The organism is Pseudoxanthomonas sp. Root630 (genome assembly GCF_001427585.1).
GTDB lineage: Bacteria > Pseudomonadota > Gammaproteobacteria > Xanthomonadales > Xanthomonadaceae > Pseudoxanthomonas_A.
The window spans coordinates 36,851-55,403 of sequence record NZ_LMGY01000020.1; the positions used below are offsets into that span (position 1 = coordinate 36,851).

Below are 18,553 nucleotides of genomic sequence, written 5' to 3' on the forward strand. Positions count from 1 at the left end.
CTGATAAAAGTTCGGCCATCTCTGCGGCGTGTTCTTAAGCGATGAGATCAACCTAAGCAATTGATCTGCCAGGAAAAGAGTGGAGAAAAAAGCGTTGACTTCGTCCGAGGCCATATGTACGTTTGGACTGTGCCTGAACGGTACATCTTGTGGTTCTAAGTTGGTCGGGGGGCGATCGATTGTGGTCGGAACCGCAAGCCACTTATTCACAGGGTTATCTGCAACACCTGGCTTAATGGGCTGTTAGCCTTTTGGTCGAGAACAAAAAGCCCCGCCACTGAGGGCGGGGCCTAGGTCTTTCACAACCTAACTTGCCCCGGCGGTTCTGGTGCGCGCCAACGCACCTGAACCTGACCGGATCCTCCGGGTAGAGCGAACGACTGGAACGGTTCGCCTACTAAAGAGTTGCTGCTTTGTCAACCCATTGCGCGAGATGACTTGGGGATTAATCCATATCCCTTGGTCGCCTGTCAAAGCCTCAGCTCGGAAACGGTGCGTTCCCTCTCACAAGAGGGTTCTCTGTGATCTCGAGCAAGCCGGTGCCCGTGCGTGCTTATGTCCGTCGCCGACATGGCAGGACTGAGCACGTCCGCAAGCACTTCCGTTCATACCCGCGTCGTTGACTCGGATGAGGACTTGGGGCGGGGGCTGGCTAAGCCAGCCCCCAAGCACGAGGTCGTTGAACCCATCCGTTCAACTTCCTACGAGCACCATTCAAATGAAACGCATTTTGAAGCTTGAAAGGCATCTGCCAAAGTTCGAGGCTGGAGCCTCGGTTCGTGCCGCCATTGGTCTGTCTGGACTCAGTCCAGATGCCTTGAAGCGGTTTGGTTTTCTTGATCCCTTTGACGTTGGGCAAACAGTCTTGCCCAGTGTTCACTTGGGGCCTGCTGCGCGAAGGAATGCCAGTGGATTTGAAGTCGTTCATCGGGACTCGCCGATGGAGGAAGTGTTCCGTCTCCAATCGTGGCGTCGCAAGGAGTGGCACGGGAGTCATCAGGTTGAAGTGGACGACTTCATCCTGCGGTCGTACAAGCGTTATCCGCGCACTTACGTTGCGGGGAGCGGCATCGAGTTCACCATCTTCCAATGCGACGACGGGCAACGGTTCGTCGCCTCGCCGGTCTATGACACTGCGACCGAGTCGGATGAATTGCTCGTGGCGGCGAACCTAGTAGTGGAAGGATTCGCGGACGTGGAATTCTTGCGTGCCGATTTGTTGCCGGTGCTTAAGACTCCTATCAAGCGTCTCAATTGGGAGGTGTTTCCACGGGGGCGGGTGCCGTGGGATCGGGTTAGGAAGGAGCTTGAACGGGTCATCGAAAAGACCCCGCCTTCCATACAGCCGGTAATTCGTGCGCGGACGAGCCAAGTCGAGAAGTACGGCCCCGACTTCGCCGCAATCGGGCGTGCCGGGTTCTACGGCTATTGGGTTTTCGGCTTCACCAGGCAGGGCTTGTACGTGCTTGAAAGCCGGATGTTGGATAACGCTACCTATGTTCTCGGAGCGAACTGGGAAGTCGTTTCACGACTGACCAAGGCCGAGGTCATTAACAGCGATCTGGCAGTTGCGCGCCTCGTTCACGACCGCAGTTGGCCGGAGAAGCTGGATCAAGTGTTGCGTCATGTGATGCCGTCAAAGGCGGCATGAAGACAAAGCCCCGGCCAATGAGCCGGGGCTTTTTCATTTGAGCTCTGCTCGCGCCACAAGGCCATTACTCAGTCCGGGCTGCTGAAACCCCGGGGCTGTGTCCCAGATTCGGCGCAGATTTGTCACATGGGGGATGGCGCGCCTGGAGGGATTCGAACCCCCGACCAATGGCTTCGGAAGCCACTACTCTATCCGGCTGAGCTACAGGCGCTTAAATCAATAACTTACAGCGTTTTCAGGCATCCCTTTGACTACTGGCCCTGTGACACTACCGGACCGCATTTTTGGGCTGAGTAATGGCTTCGGAAGCCACTACTCTATCCGGCTGAGCTACGGGCGCACGGGACGGGCATTCTAGCCGCAAACCGGCGCGATGGCCCACTTCGCCATGCCGTGTGCCGCCGTCATGGCGCTGCGGGTGGGCCTGTTACCCTTTGCGCATGGGATACGAACGTTTCGAGAACGCCGAGGTGCCGCGTTGGCGCGAGCGGCTGGGCCAGTACTGGAAGCTGGTGCGCGGTGATCGCCCGATCGGCGTATTGCTGCTGCTCTGGCCGACCTGGTGGGCGCTCTGGCTCGCCGCAGGCGGCATGCCGCCGTGGTGGACGCTGTTCGTGTTCACGGCGGGCGTCTGGTTGACGCGCTCGGCGGGCTGCGTGATCAACGACTATGCCGACCGCTGGCTGGATCCGCAGGTCGAGCGCACGCGGGAGCGGCCGCTGGCGACCGGCGCGGTCGGCGGGCGTGAGGCGCTGGCCGTGTTCGCGGTGCTGATGCTGGTGGCATTCGGCCTGGTGCTGACGATGAACCGGCTGACGGTCTGGTTGAGCGTGATCGGCCTGTTCCTGGCGGCCAGCTATCCGTACCTGAAGCGCTACACCTACCTGCCGCAGGTCTACCTCGGGCTGGCGTTCGGCTGGGGCATCCCGATGGCGTTCGCGGCGATCCAGGGCGAGGTGCCGCCGGTGGCATGGGTGCTGTACGGCGCCAACATCCTGTGGGCGACCGCCTACGACACCTGGTACGCGATGGTGGACCGCGAGGACGACATCCGCGCCGGTTCCAAGTCGACGGCGATCCTGTTCGGCGACCTCGACCTCGTGATCCAGGGCGTCCTCTACGCGCTCGTGCTGCTGGCGCTGGGCCTCGTCGGTCGCCAGGCGGGCCTGGGGCTCTATTACGGGGGTGCGCTGGGCGTGTCCGCCTTGCTGATCGGCTGGCAGTTCAGGCTCGCCTGGCGGCGGGAGCGCGCGGGCTGCTTCAAGGCCTTCCTGCACAACAACTGGATGGGGCTGGTCGTGTTCGCAGGCCTCTGGATCGATCTGGCGCGCTGAAGCGCGTCACGGCACGCGTGCGATGACCCACGCGTCGACCCGGGTGACGCCTGCGGCAAGCAGCGTGCGTGCGGCCGCGTGCAGGGTCGCGCCGGTCGTCATCACATCGTCCAGCAGGGCGACGTGGCGCGGCAATGGTCCGCGACCGACAGCCCCGAATGCGCGCGCGACGTTGCGTTGGCGGGCATCGGCATGCAGTTCCGATTGCGCCGCCGTCGCGCGTTGACGCACCAGGCGGTCGGCCACGAGGGACATCGAAAGCGATCGGGCCAGCGGGCGTGCGAGCTCGAGCGCCTGGTCGTACCCGCGTTCGCGCAGGCGGCTGGCATGCAGGGGGATGGGGATCAGGGCCTCCGGCCTGGGCGCCTGACCCAACGGCCCGGCGGCCAGCTCGGCCAGCAGGCGGCCCGCCGCCAGGTCCTGGTGGAACTTGAAGCGCGGCACCAGCCGATCGATGGGAAACCCGTAGACGAACGCGGCGGCGGTCGTCGTGACCGGAGGGGGGGTCGTCAGGCAGGCCCCGCATTCGCCGGGCACGGGTAACGGCAGGCCGCAGCGCATGCAGGCGGCGTGGTTCCAGGGTAGCGATTGCGTGCAGTTAAGGCACAGATCGAAGCCATAGGCGCCCGATTCGCGGCAGATCACGCATCGCGGGGGCAGCAGCCAGCGGCAGGCCGTGCGCCACTTGTCAACTAAACCGGCATCCATGCGGTTGACAGCTCCGTCCGTGGTTTCCAGACTTCCGCGACTTTATCCGCGCGAGTCGTCGATGTCTCTGCACATTTCCAGCCCGTCCCCCAGCCTGCGCCACGACTGGCGGCGCGACGAGCTGCTGGCCCTGCTCGACCTGCCACTGCCCGACCTGCTCCACCAGGCCGCCACCGTGCACCGGGCGCACTTCGATCCGGCGGAAGTGCAGGTGTCCACGCTGCTGTCGGTGAAGACCGGCGGCTGCCCCGAGGACTGTGCCTACTGCCCGCAGGCGCAGCGCTACGACACCGGCGTGGCCGCGCAGAAGCTCATGGACACCGAACAGGTGCTGGCGAAGGCCGCCCAGGCCAAGGCCGCGGGCGCGTCGCGCTTCTGCATGGGTGCGGCGTGGCGTTCGCCGAAGGACCGCGACATCCCGAAGGTCGCCGACATGATCCGCGGGGTGAAGGCGCTGGGCCTGGAAACCTGCGCGACGCTGGGCATGCTGAGCGGCGACCAGGCGCATGCGCTGAAGGACGCCGGCCTGGACTACTACAACCACAATCTGGACACGGCGCCGGAGTTCTACGGCGACATCATCCACACCCGCGAGTACCAGGACCGGCTGGACACGCTGGCGCACGTGCGCGACGCCGGCATGAAGACCTGCTGCGGCGGCATCGTCGGCATGGGCGAGTCGCGCGACCAGCGCGCCGGCCTGCTGCAGGCGCTGGCGAACCTGCCCGCGCACCCCGACTCCGTGCCGATCAACCAGCTGGTGCAGGTCGCCGGCACGCCGCTGCACGGCACGAAAGCGCTGGACCCGTTCGAGTTCGTCCGCACGATCGCGGTCGCGCGCATCACGATGCCGGCGTCGATGGTGCGGCTGTCGGCCGGTCGCGAGACCATGAGCGACGAGTTGCAGGCGCTCTGCTTCCTGGCGGGCGCGAATTCGATCTTCTACGGCGAGAAACTGCTGACCACCGGCAACCCCGACACCGAGCGCGACCTGGCCCTGTTCGCCCGGCTGGGCCTGCGGCCGATGGCGGTGCAGGTGGAAAACGTGCACGACCATCACAGAATGGAAGCCGCCGGCAGCGGTACGGTGCATGCCGACATTACCCGTCCTGTGCCGTCCTGCGGCCGGGCGGCGTAGTCGGGGCGCAACAGGGGGCAGGACGAAGGCCATCACGCCGGCGCGGGCATCGCGTCCCGGCGCGTCGTCGTCGTCGCGCCCCGGGCGCGTCCATCGACGCGATCCCCAGCTTCCGGTGCCGACGCCATGACCCGTCTCGACCTGCACGACCGCATCCTCGCCCAACGCCAGCAGCGCGTCGCCTTGGCGCGCCAGCGCACCCGCCGCACCATCCAGCGGCGCGACGGTGTGCGCGTGGAAGTCGACGGACGTTGGCTGACCGAGTTCAGCAGCAACGACTACCTCGGCCTGGCCCAGCAGTTCGAAGTCACCACAGCCCTGCAGGACGCCGCCGGCCGCGAGGGTGCGGGCGCCGGCGCATCGCACCTGGTCAGCGGCCACCACGCCGCGCACGAAGGCCTGGAGCGCGACATCGCCGACTGGCTGGGTTACCCGCGCGCGCTGCTGTTCGGCAGCGGCTTCCTGGCGAACCTGGCGGTGCAGCAGGCGCTGCTGGAAGACGGCGACGTCTGCGTGCAGGACCGGTTGAACCACGCCAGCCTGCTGGATGCGACGCGGCTGGCAGGCGCGAAGCTGCGCCGTTACCCGCACCTCGATCCGGAAGGCGCCCTGCGCCAGCTCAAGCTGCAACCGGAAGGTGCGGCGATGCTGGCGACCGATGGTGTCTTCAGCATGGACGGCGACGCCGCGCCGCTGCGTGCGCTGAGCCTGGTCGCGCGCATGCAGCAGGCGCTGTTCTTCGTCGACGACGCCCACGGCGTGGGCGTGCGCGGCCCCGAGGGTCGCGGCAGCGTGGCCGAGGCGCGCATGGGCGTGGCCGACGTGCCGCTGCAACTGGTCACCCTCGGCAAAGCGCTGGGCGGCTACGGCGCGGTGGTCGTGGGCGAAGAGACGCTCATCCAGCACCTGGCGGAAACCGCGCGGCCGTACATCTACACCACGGCGATGCCGCCGGCGCTGGCCGCCGCCACGCGGGTCGCGGTGAAGCACGCGCGGAAGGACCACTGGCGTCGCGAAAAGCTGCAGATGCTGGTGGACCGGTTCCGCGTCGGCGCGCAGCGCGCCGGCCTGCAGTTGATGGCGTCCGAATCGCCGATCCAGCCGGTCCTCTGCGGCAGCGATGGCAACGCGCTGGCCCTGGCCGCCGCGCTGGACAGTGCCGGTTATCTGGTGCCGGCGATCCGGCCGCCGACGGTGCCGGACGGCAAGGCGCGCCTGCGCGTCACCCTGTCCGCGCTGCACGCGCCGCAGGACGTCGACGCGCTGGTCTCCACGCTGGCGCGTTCCTGGGACGCCGTGCAGCGCGTGCACGGCGCGGTGGCTTGACGTTACGCTAGCTCGGAAGTCAATCGACTGTCAGCCAAGGGTCAAGTGATGGAGAGCGCTGCGCGGTGGTGGGAGTTTTACTTTGTACGTTACGCACTAGGAACGTTGGTTGGTGCGTTGATTGTCAATCAGGCGCTGAGAGTCGACGCTCGCTTCAGTGACTTCATGTTGTTCGGGTTGGGAGGCGATGAGCCGGCTTCGAGATTGATGCTGGTCATGGGGTATGGTCTGGTCTTCTGCTATGTCGCCAGCGTTCCGATACTCGTTCTTCATGCGTCGCGACTGGTGATATGGATCCGGCCCAAGTACGAGAGACAGGGTTCCGAGAAAAGAAAGGTTCTCGGGAACCTCACGAGTGGCGATCTTCGAGTTCTCGCTTGTGTGCTGACGTGCACTACAGCAGTAATGATGCTTTTGAACATCTATATCGGCTTCAGCCGTGAGATTGGGGAGGATGGGTTTCTGCTCAAGCTCATCACGTCGGCTGTCGTCGCTGTGGTGTGCATTGAATGGGTGGCCCTGTTGATTCTCCTGTTTTATTCAAATCGCGCATACGAAAGAATGAAGATGTTGTCTGTATCAAGGGCCAGGAGTGCTAACGTCGGAGGAATAGTCGATAGTTACCGCCATATGAGAGAGCATGGGAATTCGATTTTCATCGTCGTTCTTGAGTTCGTCCTGGGAGCGGCGCTGATTGGCGTGCTATCACTGATCGAGGAGCCAAAGATCGAGAGCGAGTACGTCCAACAACTGGCTTCCGCTCTTGTCCCAATGCTCCTGTTGTGGATACTGCCCGGCGCGGGCATTTGGGTCTTCACGGCGCTCTTGGAGCGGCGGTTCGCATTTGATCGGTCGTTCCAGGGTTAGTTCATTGCATATCGAAACCACCGGCAGCGGCCCGTCCCTGGTGCTGTTGCACGGCTGGGCCCTGCATGGCGGCGTATTCGCACCGCTGGTGCAGCGCCTGTCCGACCGCTACACGCTGCACCTGGTCGACCTGCCGGGCCATGGCCATAGCCGCGACAGCGACGTGCCGCTCTCGCTCGATGCCACCGTCGACGCGCTCCTCGCGCGCACGCCACCGGCCGCGTGGCTGGCGTGGTCGCTGGGTGGACTGTTCGCATTGCGCGCCGCCGCGCGATCGCCGCAGGTGCGTGGGCTGGCGATGATCGCGTCGACGCCGCGCTTCGTGCGGGCGGAAGACTGGTCGCATGCGGTCGACGCCAGCGTGTTCGCGCAGTTCGGCGATGACCTCAAGAACGACTACGCGGGCACGCTCGAGCGTTTCCTGGCGCTGGACACCATGGGTTCGGAACACGCGCGCAGCGAGCTGCGCAGTTTGAAGCGCGATCTGTACGCGCGCGGCGAACCGGCACCCTCCGCCCTGCAGGACGGGTTGCGCCTGCTGGAGCAGAGCGACCTGCGCGCCACGTTGCCGGACCTGCGCGTGCCGAGTGCGTGGATCGCCGGCCGTCGCGACCTGCTGGTGCCCGCAAAGGCCATGCGCGCTGCCGCGGAGTCCGCGTCCGACGGGCGTTACGTCGAGATCGCCGGGGGCGGCCACGCGCCGTTCCTCGGCCATGCGGATCTCGTCGTTGACGCGCTGGAGGTCTTCCTGCCCACGCTGGAGGCGGGCCCATGAACACGTTCGACCAGCGCCACATCCGCCGCGCGTTCTCGCGCTCGGCCGCCGGCTACGACGCGGCGGCGGCGCTCCAGCATGAGGTGGAAAGGCGCCTGATGGAGTCGCTGGACTATTTCGCGTTGCGCACCGGCAGCGACGGTGTCGAGCCGGGCGTGGTGCTGGATGTCGGCTGCGGGCCGGCGCACGCGGCCGCCGCCATGCGCAAGCGCTGGCCCAAGGCGCGGGTGATCGCGCTCGACCTGGCGATGCCGATGCTGCGCGAAGCGAAGAAGCAGGCGGGCTGGTGGAAGCCGTTCTCGCGCGTCTGCGCCGACCTGCGCGCGCTGCCGATCGCCGATGGCAGCGTCGACGTGCTGTTCTCCAACCTGAGCCTGCAGTGGGTGGACGACCTGCCGGCGGCGTTCGCCAATTTCCGTCGCGTGTTGAAGCCCGGTGGGCTGCTGGTGTGTTCGACCTTCGGGCCGGAGACGCTGCAGGAACTGCGCGATGCCTTCGCGCAGGGCGATGCCTCGCCGCATGTCAGTCCCTTTCCGCCCATCGCCCAGTTCGGCGATGCGCTGGTGATGGCCGGTTTCCGCGATTCCGTGCTCGACCGGGACCGTTTCACGCTGACGTACGACGACCTGCCCAGCCTGATGCGCGAGCTGCGCGCCATGGGTGCGACGAACGCGCTGCATCGCCGGCGGCATACGCTGACGGGGCGCGCGCGCTTCGCCGCCGCCGCCGCCGCGTACGAACCGCTACGCCGCGATGATGGCAAGCTGCCGAGTACGTGGGAGGTGCTCTACGCCCATGCGTGGGCGCCGCCGCCTGGTGCGCCGATCCGCGGCCAGGGCGAGGACATCGCGGCGGTGCCGCTGTCGCGCATTCCCATCCGCCGCCGCGGCGAATGACGCGGGTGGATCAGCGCGAAACCTGCGCGATCCAGTCCTGCAGGTTGTAGTAGTTGGTGACGCGGGCGATCCGGTCGTCGCGGATGTCGAAGAACGCGCCCCCGGGCAGCGCATAGGTCTGCCCGTTCGCGGCCGGCAGACCTTCGTCGGTGTGCAGGTACTCGCCGTGCACGACGTATTCGGCGGCCGCGCGGTTGCCGTCCTGCGTCGCCAGCACCACGATGTCGCGCAGTTGTTCTCGGTAGCTCGCATTCATGCGGCCGAGGAACGCCGCGAACGCATCCTTGCCGACTTCGCGCGCACCCTGGTTGAGGTCGTGCACCACGTCGTCGGCCAGCATGGCGAGCATGCCCTCCCAGTCTCCTCGATTGAACGCGGCGTAGTAGGTCAGCACCAGTTCCGTGGCGCGGTCCTGCTTGCGCGTGCCGTCGATCTTCATGGGCGATTCCGTGGGCGTGTGGCGAACACGGCCATCATACGCCACGCGTTCAGCGCGGCAGGCGGTCGCGATGGAAGAAGTAGACTTCCTGCAGCAGGAAGCGCCAGCGCGTGGCGAACGTGCGGAAGCGGCTGGTCGGCGTCGGCGAGCCCACGGCGCGTATGCCGAGGTCCTGGCTGATGCGCAGCGCGCGCGCCATGTGCAGCGGGTCGCTGACGATGATGACCTTGTGCAGATTGTGTTGCTGCATCACCTGCGAGGCCTGCCGCAGGTTCTCGTGCGTATTGCGCGACAGCGATTCGATGAGGATCGCCTTGTCGGGCACGCCCTGGCGCAAGGCGTAGCGGCGTGCCACCTGCGACTCCGAGAAGCGCGCGCCCGTGCCGCCGTAGCCGCCGGTGAAGATCAGCGTCGGCGCCAGGCCGCGCTTGTACAGGTCGATGCCGTGGCGGATGCGCTCTTCGAACACCGGTGACGGTTTGGCGTCGTAGGCGGCCGCACCCAGCACGATGATGGCATCGGCACGCGCCGCATCGTCGCGTTGCCCCACCCAGATGATGTAGGCGGCCACGCCGAGCAACCACAGCAGCGCCAGCAGCAGCAGGCGCCATGCCCAGCCGAGCACGCCGCGTTTTGATTTTCCACGGCGCGCGCTCATGCCGCCACCGCCCAGGGCAGTGCGTCGAGGTCCACGTTGCCGCCGGACAGCACCACGCCGACATCGCGGCCCGCGAACAGTTCGCGATGGCGCAGGATCGCGGCCAGCGCGATCGCGGACGAAGGCTCCACCAGCAGCTTCAGGCATTGCCAGATCAGCCGCATGGCCACCAGCGTCTCGTCGTCGGGCACCGTGTGTACCCGCACGCCGTGCGTGCGCAGCAGCGCGAAGTTGGGTTCGCCCAGCGTGCCGCGGAGCCCGTCGCACACCGTATCCGGCACGAAATCGATCTCGCGCGTTCCAGCGGCCAGCGACGCGGCGGTGTCCGCGGCGCCCGCAGGTTCGGCGCCGTATACCCGGCAGTCCGGCATGGTCGCGGCGGCGGCGATGGCCGTGCCGGACAGCAGGCCGCCACCGCCGACCGGCGCCACGACGGCATCCAGGTGGCGAAGGGCGTTGAGCAGTTCCAGTGCCGCCGTACCCTGGCCCGCGATCACGTGCGGGTGGGTGTAGGGGTGGATGAGGACCGCGCCGGTTTCTTCCTGCAGGCGGTCGGCGGTCGCTTCGCGCGCCGCGATCGTGGGCGCGCAGGTGTGGACATGGGCACCGTAGCGGGTGATGTTCGCCAGCTTGGCGGCATTGGCTCCCTCCGGCACGACCACGTGGCAGGGAATGCCGCGCGTCCGTGCGGCCAACGCGAGCGCGGCGCCGTGATTGCCTGAGGAATGCGTCACCACGCCGCGGGTCGCCTCGGTCTCCTCCATCGCCCAGACGGCGTTGCACGCGCCACGGAACTTGAACGCACCCCCCCGTTGCAGCGGCTCGGCCTTGAAATACAGGCGGCAACCGGCCAGGGCATCCAGGGCGCTCGACTGCAGCACGGGGGTGGCGTGGGCGTGCGGGGCGATGCGGGCGGCGGCGGCGAGGATGTCGTCGAAGGTGGGCAGGGGCATCGGCATGGGGAAAGGTTAACGCATCGCGCCGGCACCCCGCCCGAAACCCAGGCCTGCCAAGCCTTCCGCGGGCTGAGCCGCGGCGGTGGCGACAGGCAGGGTTAAGCACGGATTCAAAGCGGCAGGCTGATGCTGCGATGACAGAGTAACGGGGGTTCCGCCATGAAGCGCATCTATCTGACCGCGGTCGCGTTCGCCAGCCTGGCGTTGGGTGGCTGCGCGACCTATGACTACGTGGGCGACACCGCGCCGGGCGGCTACTACCACGGCCGTCCCAGCACCCAGTACTACGATCCGTACGGCGGCTACTACGGGGGGGTGGGTGTCTACGGCAGCTACGGGTACTACGGGCCGTACCGCTATGGCGGCTACTCGAGCTATCCGTACTACGGCTACTACGGGCCGTACTACCCCTACTACTCGCATCACCCCCGCCCGCCCCGCCCGGGCGACAACACGCCCAAGCCGCCCACTCATGGGGGCGACGGCAACCGGCCGCCGTCGTGGCGTGACTCGACCGGTCGCTGGCGCGAGGGCGGTTCCCAGCCGATGGTGCCGAATCGCTCCGGCCGGGTCATGCCGGCACCCAGCCAGCCGCGGGTGAGCGAGGGTGGCTACCGCCCGCCCCGCGTGACCGCGCCCCCGTCCGCCCCGCGCACCGCGGAGCGCCCGCAGCGCATGGAACGGTCGGCGCCGTCCCGGCCGGAACGCTCGGAGCCGGCGCCCCGCCCGTCGAGGCGCTCGGACAACGCCATCCGTCAGCAGGAGCAGTAATCCGGCCGCCTTCGGGCGGGTCTTCCGTTGCTTTCCCACACAGGTCGTCGCAGGCTGCGAACAAAGGTTGACCGGTTACGTCGCTTTCTGACGTAAGCGGCAATAAAGGTTCAATGTCGACGTCCGGTAGGGAAATCTGGATCCCCCCTGTTCCGGCCCTGCCGGGCGTCGGCGCCTAACAAAAAGCCCGGCTTTGCCGGGCTTTTTTCTTGCTCTGGTATCCTGCGCGCATAAAAAAGGGGCCGGCAGTCCCCCGACTACCGGCCCCCGGCATCCCCGGCGTGCGCATTGCTGGCCCCTGTTCCATTACCAGCTTGGCGCCCCTGGTCGCTTGCCACGACGGGTGCATGGGGATACAGCAGGAAGCGTGCCAACTTCGCCCTGCGCCCCGACGCTTTTGTTTGAACCCCTACCCGCATGTGCGCGGGCCCGGAATCCTCGATGAGCACCAGCTTCCACCACTACGACGTCATCATCATCGGCGGCGGTCACGCCGGCACCGAGGCCGCGCTTGCGTCCGCGCGCACCGGCGCCCGGACCCTGCTGCTGACCCACAACGTGGAAACCGTGGGCGCGATGAGCTGCAACCCGGCCATCGGCGGGATCGGCAAGGGCCATCTGGTGAAGGAGATCGATGCGCTCGGCGGCGTGATGGCCTGGGCGGCCGACCGCGCCGGCATCCAGTGGCGCACGCTGAATGCATCCAAAGGGCCGGCCGTGCGTGCGACACGCTGCCAGGCCGACCGCGCGCTGTATCGCAGTGCGATCCGGCGCGCGGTGGAAGCGCAGGCGAACCTCACCCTGTTCCAGGCGGCCGTCGACGACCTGATCATCGAGGGCGGCACAGTGAGGGGTGCGGTCACCCAGACCGGATTGCGCTTCCATGCGACGGCCGTCGTGCTGACGGCGGGTACCTTCCTGGCCGGCAAGATCCACGTCGGCGAAACCCAGTACGCCGCCGGTCGCGCCGGCGACCCCCCGGCCACCGCATTGGCGCAGCGCCTGCGTGAAGGCGCCTTCGTCGTGGATCGCCTGAAGACGGGCACGCCGCCGCGCATCGATGGACGCTCGCTCGACTACACGGTGATGGAAGAGCAGCCCGGCGACGATCCGCTGCCGGTGATGTCGTTCATGGGCGACGTGGCCGACCATCCGCGCCAGGTGTCGTGCTGGATCACCCATACCAGCGAGCAGACGCACGAGATCATCCGCGGCGCGTTGCACCGCTCGCCGATGTACTCGGGCCAGATCGAGGGCATCGGTCCGCGCTACTGCCCGTCCATCGAGGACAAGGTGGTGCGTTTCGCCGAGAAGGCCAGCCACCAGATCTTCGTCGAGCCGGAAGGCCTCGATGTCGCCGAGATCTATCCCAACGGCATCTCGACCTCGCTGCCGTTCGACGTGCAGCTCGCGCTGGTGCGCAGCATCCGTGGCATGGAGAACGCGCACATCACGCGCCCGGGCTACGCCATCGAATACGACTTCTTCGATCCGCGCGGCTTGAAGGCCTCGCTGGAAACCAAAGCCGTCGCCGGCCTGTTCTTCGCCGGCCAGATCAATGGCACGACCGGATACGAGGAAGCCGCTGCACAGGGCCTGCTCGCCGGCCTCAACGCCGCGCGTTTCGCGCAGCAGAAGGAGGCGTGGTCGCCCCGCCGCGACGAGGCCTACCTCGGCGTGCTGGTCGACGACCTGATCACGCACGGCACCAAAGAGCCGTACCGCATGTTCACCAGCCGCGCCGAGTACCGGCTGCAGCTGCGCGAAGACAACGCCGACCTGCGACTGACGGAAACCGGCCGCGCGCTGGACCTGGTCGATGACGCGCGCTGGCAGCGCTTCGACGCCAAGCGCGAGGCCATCGCGCGCGAGACCGGTCGCCTGCGCGCACTGTGGGCCACGCCCGCCAACGCGCTGGGCCGTGAAGTGGCCGATACGCTCGGCGTGCAGGTCAGCCGCGAGACCAATGTGCTCGACCTGATCAAGCGCCCGGAACTGGACTACGCCAAGCTCGTCGCCGTGCCGTCGATCGGCCCGGGCGTGGATGATGCGCAGGTGGCCGAACAGGTGGAGATCGGCGTGAAGTACGCCGGCTACCTGGACCGCCAGCGCGACGAGATCGATCGCCAGCAGCGCAACGAATCCACGCCGATCCCGGCGGGCTTCGACTTCGCGAACGTGCGCGGCCTGTCGGCCGAAGTGCAACAGAAGCTGGAGCGGGTACAGCCCGAAACCATCGGCCAGGCGCAGCGTATCCCCGGCATGACGCCCGCCGCCATCTCGCTGCTGCTGGTTCACCTGGAGCGCGCACGGCGTACGCGGGTGGCGTAGGCCCACTGGCCTCCAGTGCGATAATCCCTGTCAAGAAATGGGGGGCAGGGCATGGATATCCATCCGGTGGAACCGGAGAAGCGCGCCGCGATCGGACAGGCGCTGGTACAAATCGAGCACGAGCACAAGGTGCGCATCCTGTTCGCCTGCGAGTCGGGAAGCCGGGGCTGGGGATTCTCTTCCCCGGACAGCGACTACGACGCGCGGTTCGTGTACATGCATCCTCCCTCCTGGTACCTGACAGTCAACGAGCGTACCCGTCCTGGGCAGCCGCAACGCGATGTGATCGAGCTTCCGATCGACAGCGACCTCGACGTCAGTGGCTGGGACCTGCGCAAGGCGTTGCGCCTGCTGTCCAAGTCCAACCCCACGCTGTCCGAATGGTTGCGCTCTCCGATCGTCTACCACGCCGATGCGCCCGCCGTTGCTGCGCTGACGCAGCTGTCCGAGCGCTTCTATTCGCGCGTTGCCGGCTGGCACCACTATCACAGCATGGCGAAGGGCAATTTCCGTGGATACCTTCGCGGCGAGCGGGTGCGCACCAAGAAATACCTGTACGTCATCCGTCCCGTGCTCGCCTGCCGTTGGATCGAATCCAGCGAGGCTCCGCCGCCGATGGCATTCGAGGTCATGCTCGACCGCCTCCTGCCTGACGGCCCTGTCCGCGATGCGATCGATGCCCTGCTGGTCGTGAAGCGCGCGAGCAAGGAAGTCAATGATGGTCCGCGCATCCCAGCGATCAGTGACTATCTGGAAGCCGAACTGGAGCGCATGCAGGCCATGCCCCCTTTGCTGCCCGGGCATGCGGGTGAGGATGCAGAACTGGACGCATTCTTGCGACGTTGTTTGGAAGCCTGGTAACCATCACAGCCGCTCACGCGGCATCCGGATGCCGCATCCTCCACGCTGCGAGTTGTTCGCGATAGTGCTGCAGCTGTTCCGCATACAGGTCGTGCACGCAGATCGGGCAGCCGCTGTTGCAGCAGTCGCTGGGCAGTGGCGGTTCGGGTTCGACCGGGCGTGGGTCGTTGTCGGGAACGGCCTGTGTCACGGCGTTTCCGGCCGGCGTCGACGCCACGGCAGCGGCAGGCCCAGCGCGAACAGGCCGAGAAAGGCCGCGCGCTGCGACCACGAATCGGGCTGCGCCGGCACGGGCTCGCCACCGTCTTCGGCATCCAGCGCCATTGCGCCCTCCACGAGCCGCGCGACCAGCACGCGCGCTTCATCGGCCTGGTCGTGACGGACGCGCACCTTCACGCCGCCCAGGGCCTGCCGCATGTACCAGTCGTTGATCGCCTGGTGCTCGTCGGCCAGGTAGGCCTCGATACCCTCGGCGAGGAGCCGCCCATGCACGATGCGGGCTTCGAGCGGATCGAGGAAGCTGGCGACGGTGACGAACATGCTCAGCGGGCGACGCCCATCTCCTGCAGCAGATGCGGCGCCGGATAGACCTTGCCCATCAGCCAGCGCAGGTAGCGCATGTCCACGTGCACCGCGCGCTTGTAGCGCGGGTCGAACATCCAGCTGGCGCTGACGGATTCCCAGTTGCTGTCGAAGTTCAGGCCGATCAGTTCGCCGCGCGCATTGAGTACGGGCGAGCCGGAGTTGCCGCCGGTCGTGTCCAGGTTGGTGAGGAAGTTGACCGTCTGCGTCTTCAGCGCAGGGTCTTCGGTGCCGGCGAAATCGCCTTTGGCGATGGCATCCAGCAGCGGCTTCGGCGCGTCGAACGGCACCGTGCCGGTGTTCTTCTCGACGATGCCGGCCACGGTCGTCACCGGCGTGTACTGCACGCCGTCGCGCGGCGAGAAGCCGTCGACCTTGCCGAAGCTGACCCGCAGCGTGCCGTTGGCGTCCGGATACAGGGCGCGTCCCTGCTGCTTGCGCCAGGCGAACAGCGCGCGCATGTAGGCCGGGCGCAGTCGCAGCTGTTCGCCCTCGCGCGTCTTGCGTTCCTGTTCCAGCGCCAGTTGCACGGGCACCAGCGCCGCCGCCAGGTCGATCAGGGGATCGGTAGCCAGCGGTTTGCCTTCGCGCGCCGCCGCGAAGCGCGACAGGCGCTCGGCTTCATCGCCGAGCTTTGTTCCCGCATACAACACATCCAATGCCTTCTTGAGCGTAGCGGGCGTGCGACCGAAGGCCGCATCGAAGCCCGGCAGGCGCTGCGCGTCCGGCAATTGCTGGTAGCGCGTCAGCAGCACCGTCAGCAGGGCTTTCTCCACCTCCGGCGAATAACGGCGCTGCACCTGCTTCAGGATGCCTTCGATCAACGCATGGTCGCGCGCCTGGTAGCCGCCTTCGCGCTCGGCGTCCGGCTTGGCCGACTCCACCCGCAAGCGTTCCAGCGTGATCGCGCTGCGCATCAGTTGCGACTGCGAACCGAACAGCGACAACAGCAGCTCGCGTTCACGTACCGCCGAGCCGTCGGCGATCGAGGCGGCGAGGGCATCGATGTCCGTCCGCTCCTTCGCTGCCGCATCGGTCGCCAGCATGCCGCGCTCGTCTTCGGCACGGACGCGCACGGCATCGCTGCGGCGCAGGCCTTCCAGCTCGCCCGCGGCGCGCTTGCGGTTGTTCTTGAGCGATTGCAGCTGTGCCGCATAGCGTGTCTTGGCGTCGGCGTCCTGCTTGCCGGCCGACTCGATCACGTCGATGAGCTGGTCGAACACCGCGACGCGCGCGGGCAGTGTCCCGTTGACCTGCTCGTCGAACTCGGCCGCCGTGCGGTGCCGGTAGGTGATGCCCGGATAGCCGGCGAGCATGGCGTAGTCGCCTGCCTTTGGCCCATCCTTCGCCAGCGCCAGGTGCGCCGGCGCGTGGTAGGGCACGTTGTCGGCGCTGTAGGCGGCGGGTTTGCCGTCCTTGCCCACGTACGCACGCAGCAGGGTGAAGTCGCCGGTGTGGCGCGGCCACATGAAGTTGTCGATCTCGTCGCCGTAGTTGCCGATCGCGCGCGGTGGCGCATAGACCAGGCGGATGTCGCGCAGCTCGAGCTGCTTGATGCGGTAGAAATCGGTGCCGTAGTACATGTTCGCCACGCTGCAGCGGACGCCGGATTCCTGCTCGCAGTCGGCGACGATGGCCTTGCTGGCGCGGTCGATGGCGTCGAAGTAGGCGCGCCCGGTCTTGCCGGCGGCGTCCTTCAGCACGGCGTCGGTCACCTTGTCGTAGCCCACCGTGACCAGCACGCGGAAATCCGGATTGGCGGGCAGCTCGGCGGCACGATCGCCGGCAATGAAGCCGTCATCGATCAGGTTGCGCTCCGGCTTGCTGTTGTACTGGATCACGCCGTACGCCACGTGGTGGTTGGTGAGCACCAGGCCGTCCGGCGAGACGAACGCGCCGGTGCCGCCACCGGCGCGCACCACGGCGCTCAACGGCGCCGCGGTGACGTCGGCCAGTGTCTTCGGGTCGCCCTTGAAGCCCGCCTCGCGCAGCGGCTTGGCCAGCTGCGGCAACTGCGAGGGCATCCACATGCCTTCATCGGCGTGGGCGGGCAGGGCGAGGGCGACGCCCAGGGCGAGGGTGGTGGTCGAAAGTCGGCGGCGCATCGGCAGGGTCCACGGAAACAGGCCGTGACGATAGCGAGACGACCGTGGCGCGGCAAATGCCGCGGCGCATGCGTCGCACCTCAGGACAGCAGGGGTGTGGGCGCGCCGAGGAAGCGGCCCAGCCGCGCGGCGGCTTTCGCGAGGCCGGCGAGTTCCTTGTCCTGCAGCGCGCCGAAAGGCGAGAGCCGGATGCCGCCTCGCGCATCGGCCTCGCGCTTCCACGTACCCACCACGCGACCCTCCACGACGAGGGTGGGGCTGACCAGGCCATTGATGCCGATCACGCGGCGCAGGTGCGCGTCGTCCACGACGGGCGCGCGGTCGCGATAGCCGATGACGTACTCATCGAACGCCGGCAACAGATGGCTCGCGTGCGTACGGCGCGTCGCGGACAACGCGGGTGCATGCCACAGCATGTCGTCGTCGTTCGCTTCGCGCTGGAGCAACGAAGCCGCCGAATCCAGCGCCTGCTTCGCCTCCTTCCGGGTCAGGCCAGACCACCACGCAAGGTCCGCCGCCGTCGCGGGCGCATGGCCTTGCAGGTAGCGCAGGGCCAGGCGTTGCAGCGCTTCATCGCGGTCCAGCGGTGCAGAGGCCGGAATCCAGGCGTCGAGCCAGACGAACGTCGGTTGCCGGCCTTCGCGCGGGCCCTGGCAGATCAGGCCTTCCTGCGCCATCCAGCCGAGGACATGCAGGCCGCGCTGGCCGCCGCTGTCCACGCCGATGGCATCCAGGCATGCGTACAGATCGCCGCGTTTGACGGGGCGGCCGTGCGAGAGCGCGGCTTCCAGCGTGCGCCGGCAGCGTGCCAGCGTGTCTGCGTCCAATCCGTAGTCGCGGGCGATGCGCGCGGCGTTGGCGGACTGCACGCGCGGTGCCATCAGCGCCACCATCCAGCGCACGTCCTCGCGCGCGAGCCAGTGCAGGGTGCCGCGCATCGGCCAGGTGCGCACGATCTCACCGCGCGCGATCGCTGCTTCCACGGTCGCAAGCGTCGCACCCGTAGTGCGCAGGCCGATCGCCCACAGCGAGGCGGCGTAGTCCTGCGCCTGCATCGCGCCGAGGTGGCCGACCGTCGCACTCACGGTGTCGGCAATCGGTGCGGCGATGCCCTGGCGCCGCACACGCAGCCGGCGCAGCGCCGCCGTCATCGGG

Annotated in this window: 18 protein-coding genes and 1 tRNA gene; 10 read left to right on the forward strand and 9 right to left on the reverse strand. The window is 67.3% G+C overall.

The window, feature by feature from the left end; genetic code table 11:
- Positions 1-718: 718 nt before the first annotated feature.
- A complete protein-coding gene (locus ASD72_RS18780; protein ID WP_155944745.1) occupies positions 719-1,651 on the forward strand; it encodes a hypothetical protein in 933 nt (310 codons plus the stop codon).
- A gap of 134 nt (positions 1,652-1,785) precedes the next feature.
- Here ASD72_RS18780 and ASD72_RS18785 read toward each other — a convergent pair.
- Positions 1,786-1,862: transfer RNA gene (locus tag ASD72_RS18785), tRNA-Arg, on the reverse strand.
- A gap of 229 nt (positions 1,863-2,091) precedes the next feature.
- Here ASD72_RS18785 and ubiA point away from each other — a divergent pair.
- Entirely contained in the window at positions 2,092-2,985 is an 894-nt protein-coding gene (ubiA, locus tag ASD72_RS18790) for a 4-hydroxybenzoate octaprenyltransferase (RefSeq protein WP_056881510.1), read from the forward strand.
- A gap of 6 nt (positions 2,986-2,991) precedes the next feature.
- Here ubiA and ASD72_RS18795 read toward each other — a convergent pair whose 3' ends face one another.
- Complete coding sequence (locus tag ASD72_RS18795) at positions 2,992-3,693, reverse strand: ComF family protein (protein ID WP_056881511.1); 702 nt, start codon at positions 3,691-3,693, stop codon at positions 2,992-2,994.
- Between the two features lie 61 nt (positions 3,694-3,754).
- Between ASD72_RS18795 and bioB the strand changes: the two genes are divergently transcribed.
- From bioB to bioC, 5 genes are all read left to right on the forward strand, one after another.
- Positions 3,755-4,831 (forward strand): biotin synthase BioB, encoded by a 1,077-nt coding sequence (bioB, locus tag ASD72_RS18800; RefSeq protein WP_056881512.1) that lies wholly within the window; start codon positions 3,755-3,757, stop codon positions 4,829-4,831.
- 126 nt (positions 4,832-4,957) lie between these two features.
- The gene (bioF, locus tag ASD72_RS18805) at positions 4,958-6,157 is read left to right on the forward strand and encodes an 8-amino-7-oxononanoate synthase (RefSeq protein ID WP_056881513.1); all 1,200 of its coding nucleotides are present in this window, start codon (positions 4,958-4,960) and stop codon (positions 6,155-6,157) included.
- A gap of 48 nt (positions 6,158-6,205) precedes the next feature.
- On the forward strand, positions 6,206-7,024 hold the full coding sequence (locus tag ASD72_RS18810) for a hypothetical protein (RefSeq protein WP_056881514.1): 819 nt from the start codon (positions 6,206-6,208) through the stop codon (positions 7,022-7,024).
- Positions 7,025-7,028: 4 nt separating this feature from the next.
- On the forward strand, positions 7,029-7,799 hold the full coding sequence (gene bioH / locus ASD72_RS18815) for a pimeloyl-ACP methyl ester esterase BioH (RefSeq protein ID WP_056881515.1): 771 nt from the start codon (positions 7,029-7,031) through the stop codon (positions 7,797-7,799).
- A complete protein-coding gene (gene bioC / locus ASD72_RS18820; protein ID WP_056881516.1) occupies positions 7,796-8,695 on the forward strand; it encodes a malonyl-ACP O-methyltransferase BioC in 900 nt (299 codons plus the stop codon). Before bioH ends, bioC begins: the two co-directional genes overlap by 4 nt.
- Positions 8,696-8,705: 10 nt before the next feature.
- On the opposite strand, the gene ASD72_RS18825 is transcribed toward bioC, so the two are convergent.
- From ASD72_RS18825 to ASD72_RS18835, 3 genes are read right to left on the reverse strand one after another with little or no spacing between them, the layout of a single operon-like run.
- Positions 8,706-9,134 (reverse strand): ketosteroid isomerase-related protein, encoded by a 429-nt coding sequence (locus ASD72_RS18825; protein WP_056881517.1) that lies wholly within the window; start codon positions 9,132-9,134, stop codon positions 8,706-8,708.
- 49 nt (positions 9,135-9,183) lie between these two features.
- Positions 9,184-9,792, reverse strand: coding sequence for a YdcF family protein (locus ASD72_RS18830; RefSeq protein WP_056881518.1), 609 nt, complete (start codon positions 9,790-9,792; stop codon positions 9,184-9,186).
- Entirely contained in the window at positions 9,789-10,751 is a 963-nt protein-coding gene (locus ASD72_RS18835) for a pyridoxal-phosphate dependent enzyme (protein ID WP_056881519.1), read from the reverse strand. Before ASD72_RS18835 ends, ASD72_RS18830 begins: the two co-directional genes overlap by 4 nt.
- A 156-nt stretch (positions 10,752-10,907) precedes the next feature.
- Between ASD72_RS18835 and ASD72_RS18840 the strand changes: the two genes are divergently transcribed.
- The 3 genes from ASD72_RS18840 to ASD72_RS18850 all read left to right on the forward strand — a co-directional run bounded on the left by ASD72_RS18840 (position 10,908) and on the right by ASD72_RS18850 (position 14,711).
- A complete protein-coding gene (locus ASD72_RS18840; protein WP_056881520.1) occupies positions 10,908-11,519 on the forward strand; it encodes a hypothetical protein in 612 nt (203 codons plus the stop codon).
- Positions 11,520-11,960: 441 nt separating this feature from the next.
- Positions 11,961-13,850 (forward strand): tRNA uridine-5-carboxymethylaminomethyl(34) synthesis enzyme MnmG, encoded by a 1,890-nt coding sequence (mnmG, locus tag ASD72_RS18845; RefSeq protein WP_056881521.1) that lies wholly within the window; start codon positions 11,961-11,963, stop codon positions 13,848-13,850.
- A gap of 51 nt (positions 13,851-13,901) precedes the next feature.
- Positions 13,902-14,711: a nucleotidyltransferase domain-containing protein gene (locus ASD72_RS18850; RefSeq protein WP_056881522.1), complete on the forward strand. Its 810-nt coding sequence runs from the start codon at positions 13,902-13,904 to the stop codon at positions 14,709-14,711.
- 13 nt (positions 14,712-14,724) lie between these two features.
- Here ASD72_RS18850 and ASD72_RS18855 read toward each other — a convergent pair whose 3' ends face one another.
- The 4 genes from ASD72_RS18855 to ASD72_RS18870 all read right to left on the reverse strand — a co-directional run bounded on the left by ASD72_RS18855 (position 14,725) and on the right by ASD72_RS18870 (position 18,549).
- A complete protein-coding gene (locus tag ASD72_RS18855) occupies positions 14,725-14,901 on the reverse strand; it encodes an oxidoreductase-like domain-containing protein (RefSeq protein ID WP_056881633.1) in 177 nt (58 codons plus the stop codon).
- A complete protein-coding gene (locus ASD72_RS18860; RefSeq protein ID WP_056881523.1) occupies positions 14,898-15,251 on the reverse strand; it encodes a DUF2007 domain-containing protein in 354 nt (117 codons plus the stop codon). Before ASD72_RS18860 ends, ASD72_RS18855 begins: the two co-directional genes overlap by 4 nt.
- Before the next feature lie 2 nt (positions 15,252-15,253).
- The gene (locus ASD72_RS18865) at positions 15,254-17,398 is read right to left on the reverse strand and encodes a S46 family peptidase (RefSeq protein WP_056881524.1); all 2,145 of its coding nucleotides are present in this window, start codon (positions 17,396-17,398) and stop codon (positions 15,254-15,256) included.
- An 80-nt stretch (positions 17,399-17,478) separates the two neighbouring features.
- The gene (locus ASD72_RS18870) at positions 17,479-18,549 is read right to left on the reverse strand and encodes a winged helix DNA-binding domain-containing protein (protein WP_056881525.1); all 1,071 of its coding nucleotides are present in this window, start codon (positions 18,547-18,549) and stop codon (positions 17,479-17,481) included.
- Positions 18,550-18,553 lie beyond the last annotated feature (4 nt).

Bases quoted from the DNA above. Each gene is read 5' to 3' on its own strand.
- ASD72_RS18860 (WP_056881523.1), bottom strand. From the start codon at position 15,251: ATGTTCGTCACCGTCGCCAGCTTCCTCGATCCGCTCGAAGCCCGCATC.
- ubiA (WP_056881510.1), top strand. From the start codon at position 2,092: ATGGGATACGAACGTTTCGAGAACGCCGAGGTGCCGCGTTGGCGCGAG.
- ASD72_RS18840 (WP_056881520.1), top strand. From the start codon at position 10,908: ATGAAGCGCATCTATCTGACCGCGGTCGCGTTCGCCAGCCTGGCGTTG.
- ASD72_RS18795 (WP_056881511.1), bottom strand. From the start codon at position 3,693: ATGGATGCCGGTTTAGTTGACAAGTGGCGCACGGCCTGCCGCTGGCTG.
- bioF (WP_056881513.1), top strand. From the start codon at position 4,958: ATGACCCGTCTCGACCTGCACGACCGCATCCTCGCCCAACGCCAGCAG.
- ASD72_RS18835 (WP_056881519.1), bottom strand. From the start codon at position 10,751: ATGCCGATGCCCCTGCCCACCTTCGACGACATCCTCGCCGCCGCCGCC.
- ASD72_RS18830 (WP_056881518.1), bottom strand. From the start codon at position 9,792: ATGAGCGCGCGCCGTGGAAAATCAAAACGCGGCGTGCTCGGCTGGGCA.
- ASD72_RS18850 (WP_056881522.1), top strand. From the start codon at position 13,902: ATGGATATCCATCCGGTGGAACCGGAGAAGCGCGCCGCGATCGGACAG.
- ASD72_RS18865 (WP_056881524.1), bottom strand. From the start codon at position 17,398: ATGCGCCGCCGACTTTCGACCACCACCCTCGCCCTGGGCGTCGCCCTC.
- bioB (WP_056881512.1), top strand. From the start codon at position 3,755: ATGTCTCTGCACATTTCCAGCCCGTCCCCCAGCCTGCGCCACGACTGG.
- bioC (WP_056881516.1), top strand. From the start codon at position 7,796: ATGAACACGTTCGACCAGCGCCACATCCGCCGCGCGTTCTCGCGCTCG.
- ASD72_RS18870 (WP_056881525.1), bottom strand. From the start codon at position 18,549: ATGACGGCGGCGCTGCGCCGGCTGCGTGTGCGGCGCCAGGGCATCGCC.
- ASD72_RS18780 (WP_155944745.1), top strand. From the start codon at position 719: ATGAAACGCATTTTGAAGCTTGAAAGGCATCTGCCAAAGTTCGAGGCT.
- mnmG (WP_056881521.1), top strand. From the start codon at position 11,961: ATGAGCACCAGCTTCCACCACTACGACGTCATCATCATCGGCGGCGGT.
- ASD72_RS18825 (WP_056881517.1), bottom strand. From the start codon at position 9,134: ATGAAGATCGACGGCACGCGCAAGCAGGACCGCGCCACGGAACTGGTG.
- ASD72_RS18810 (WP_056881514.1), top strand. From the start codon at position 6,206: ATGGAGAGCGCTGCGCGGTGGTGGGAGTTTTACTTTGTACGTTACGCA.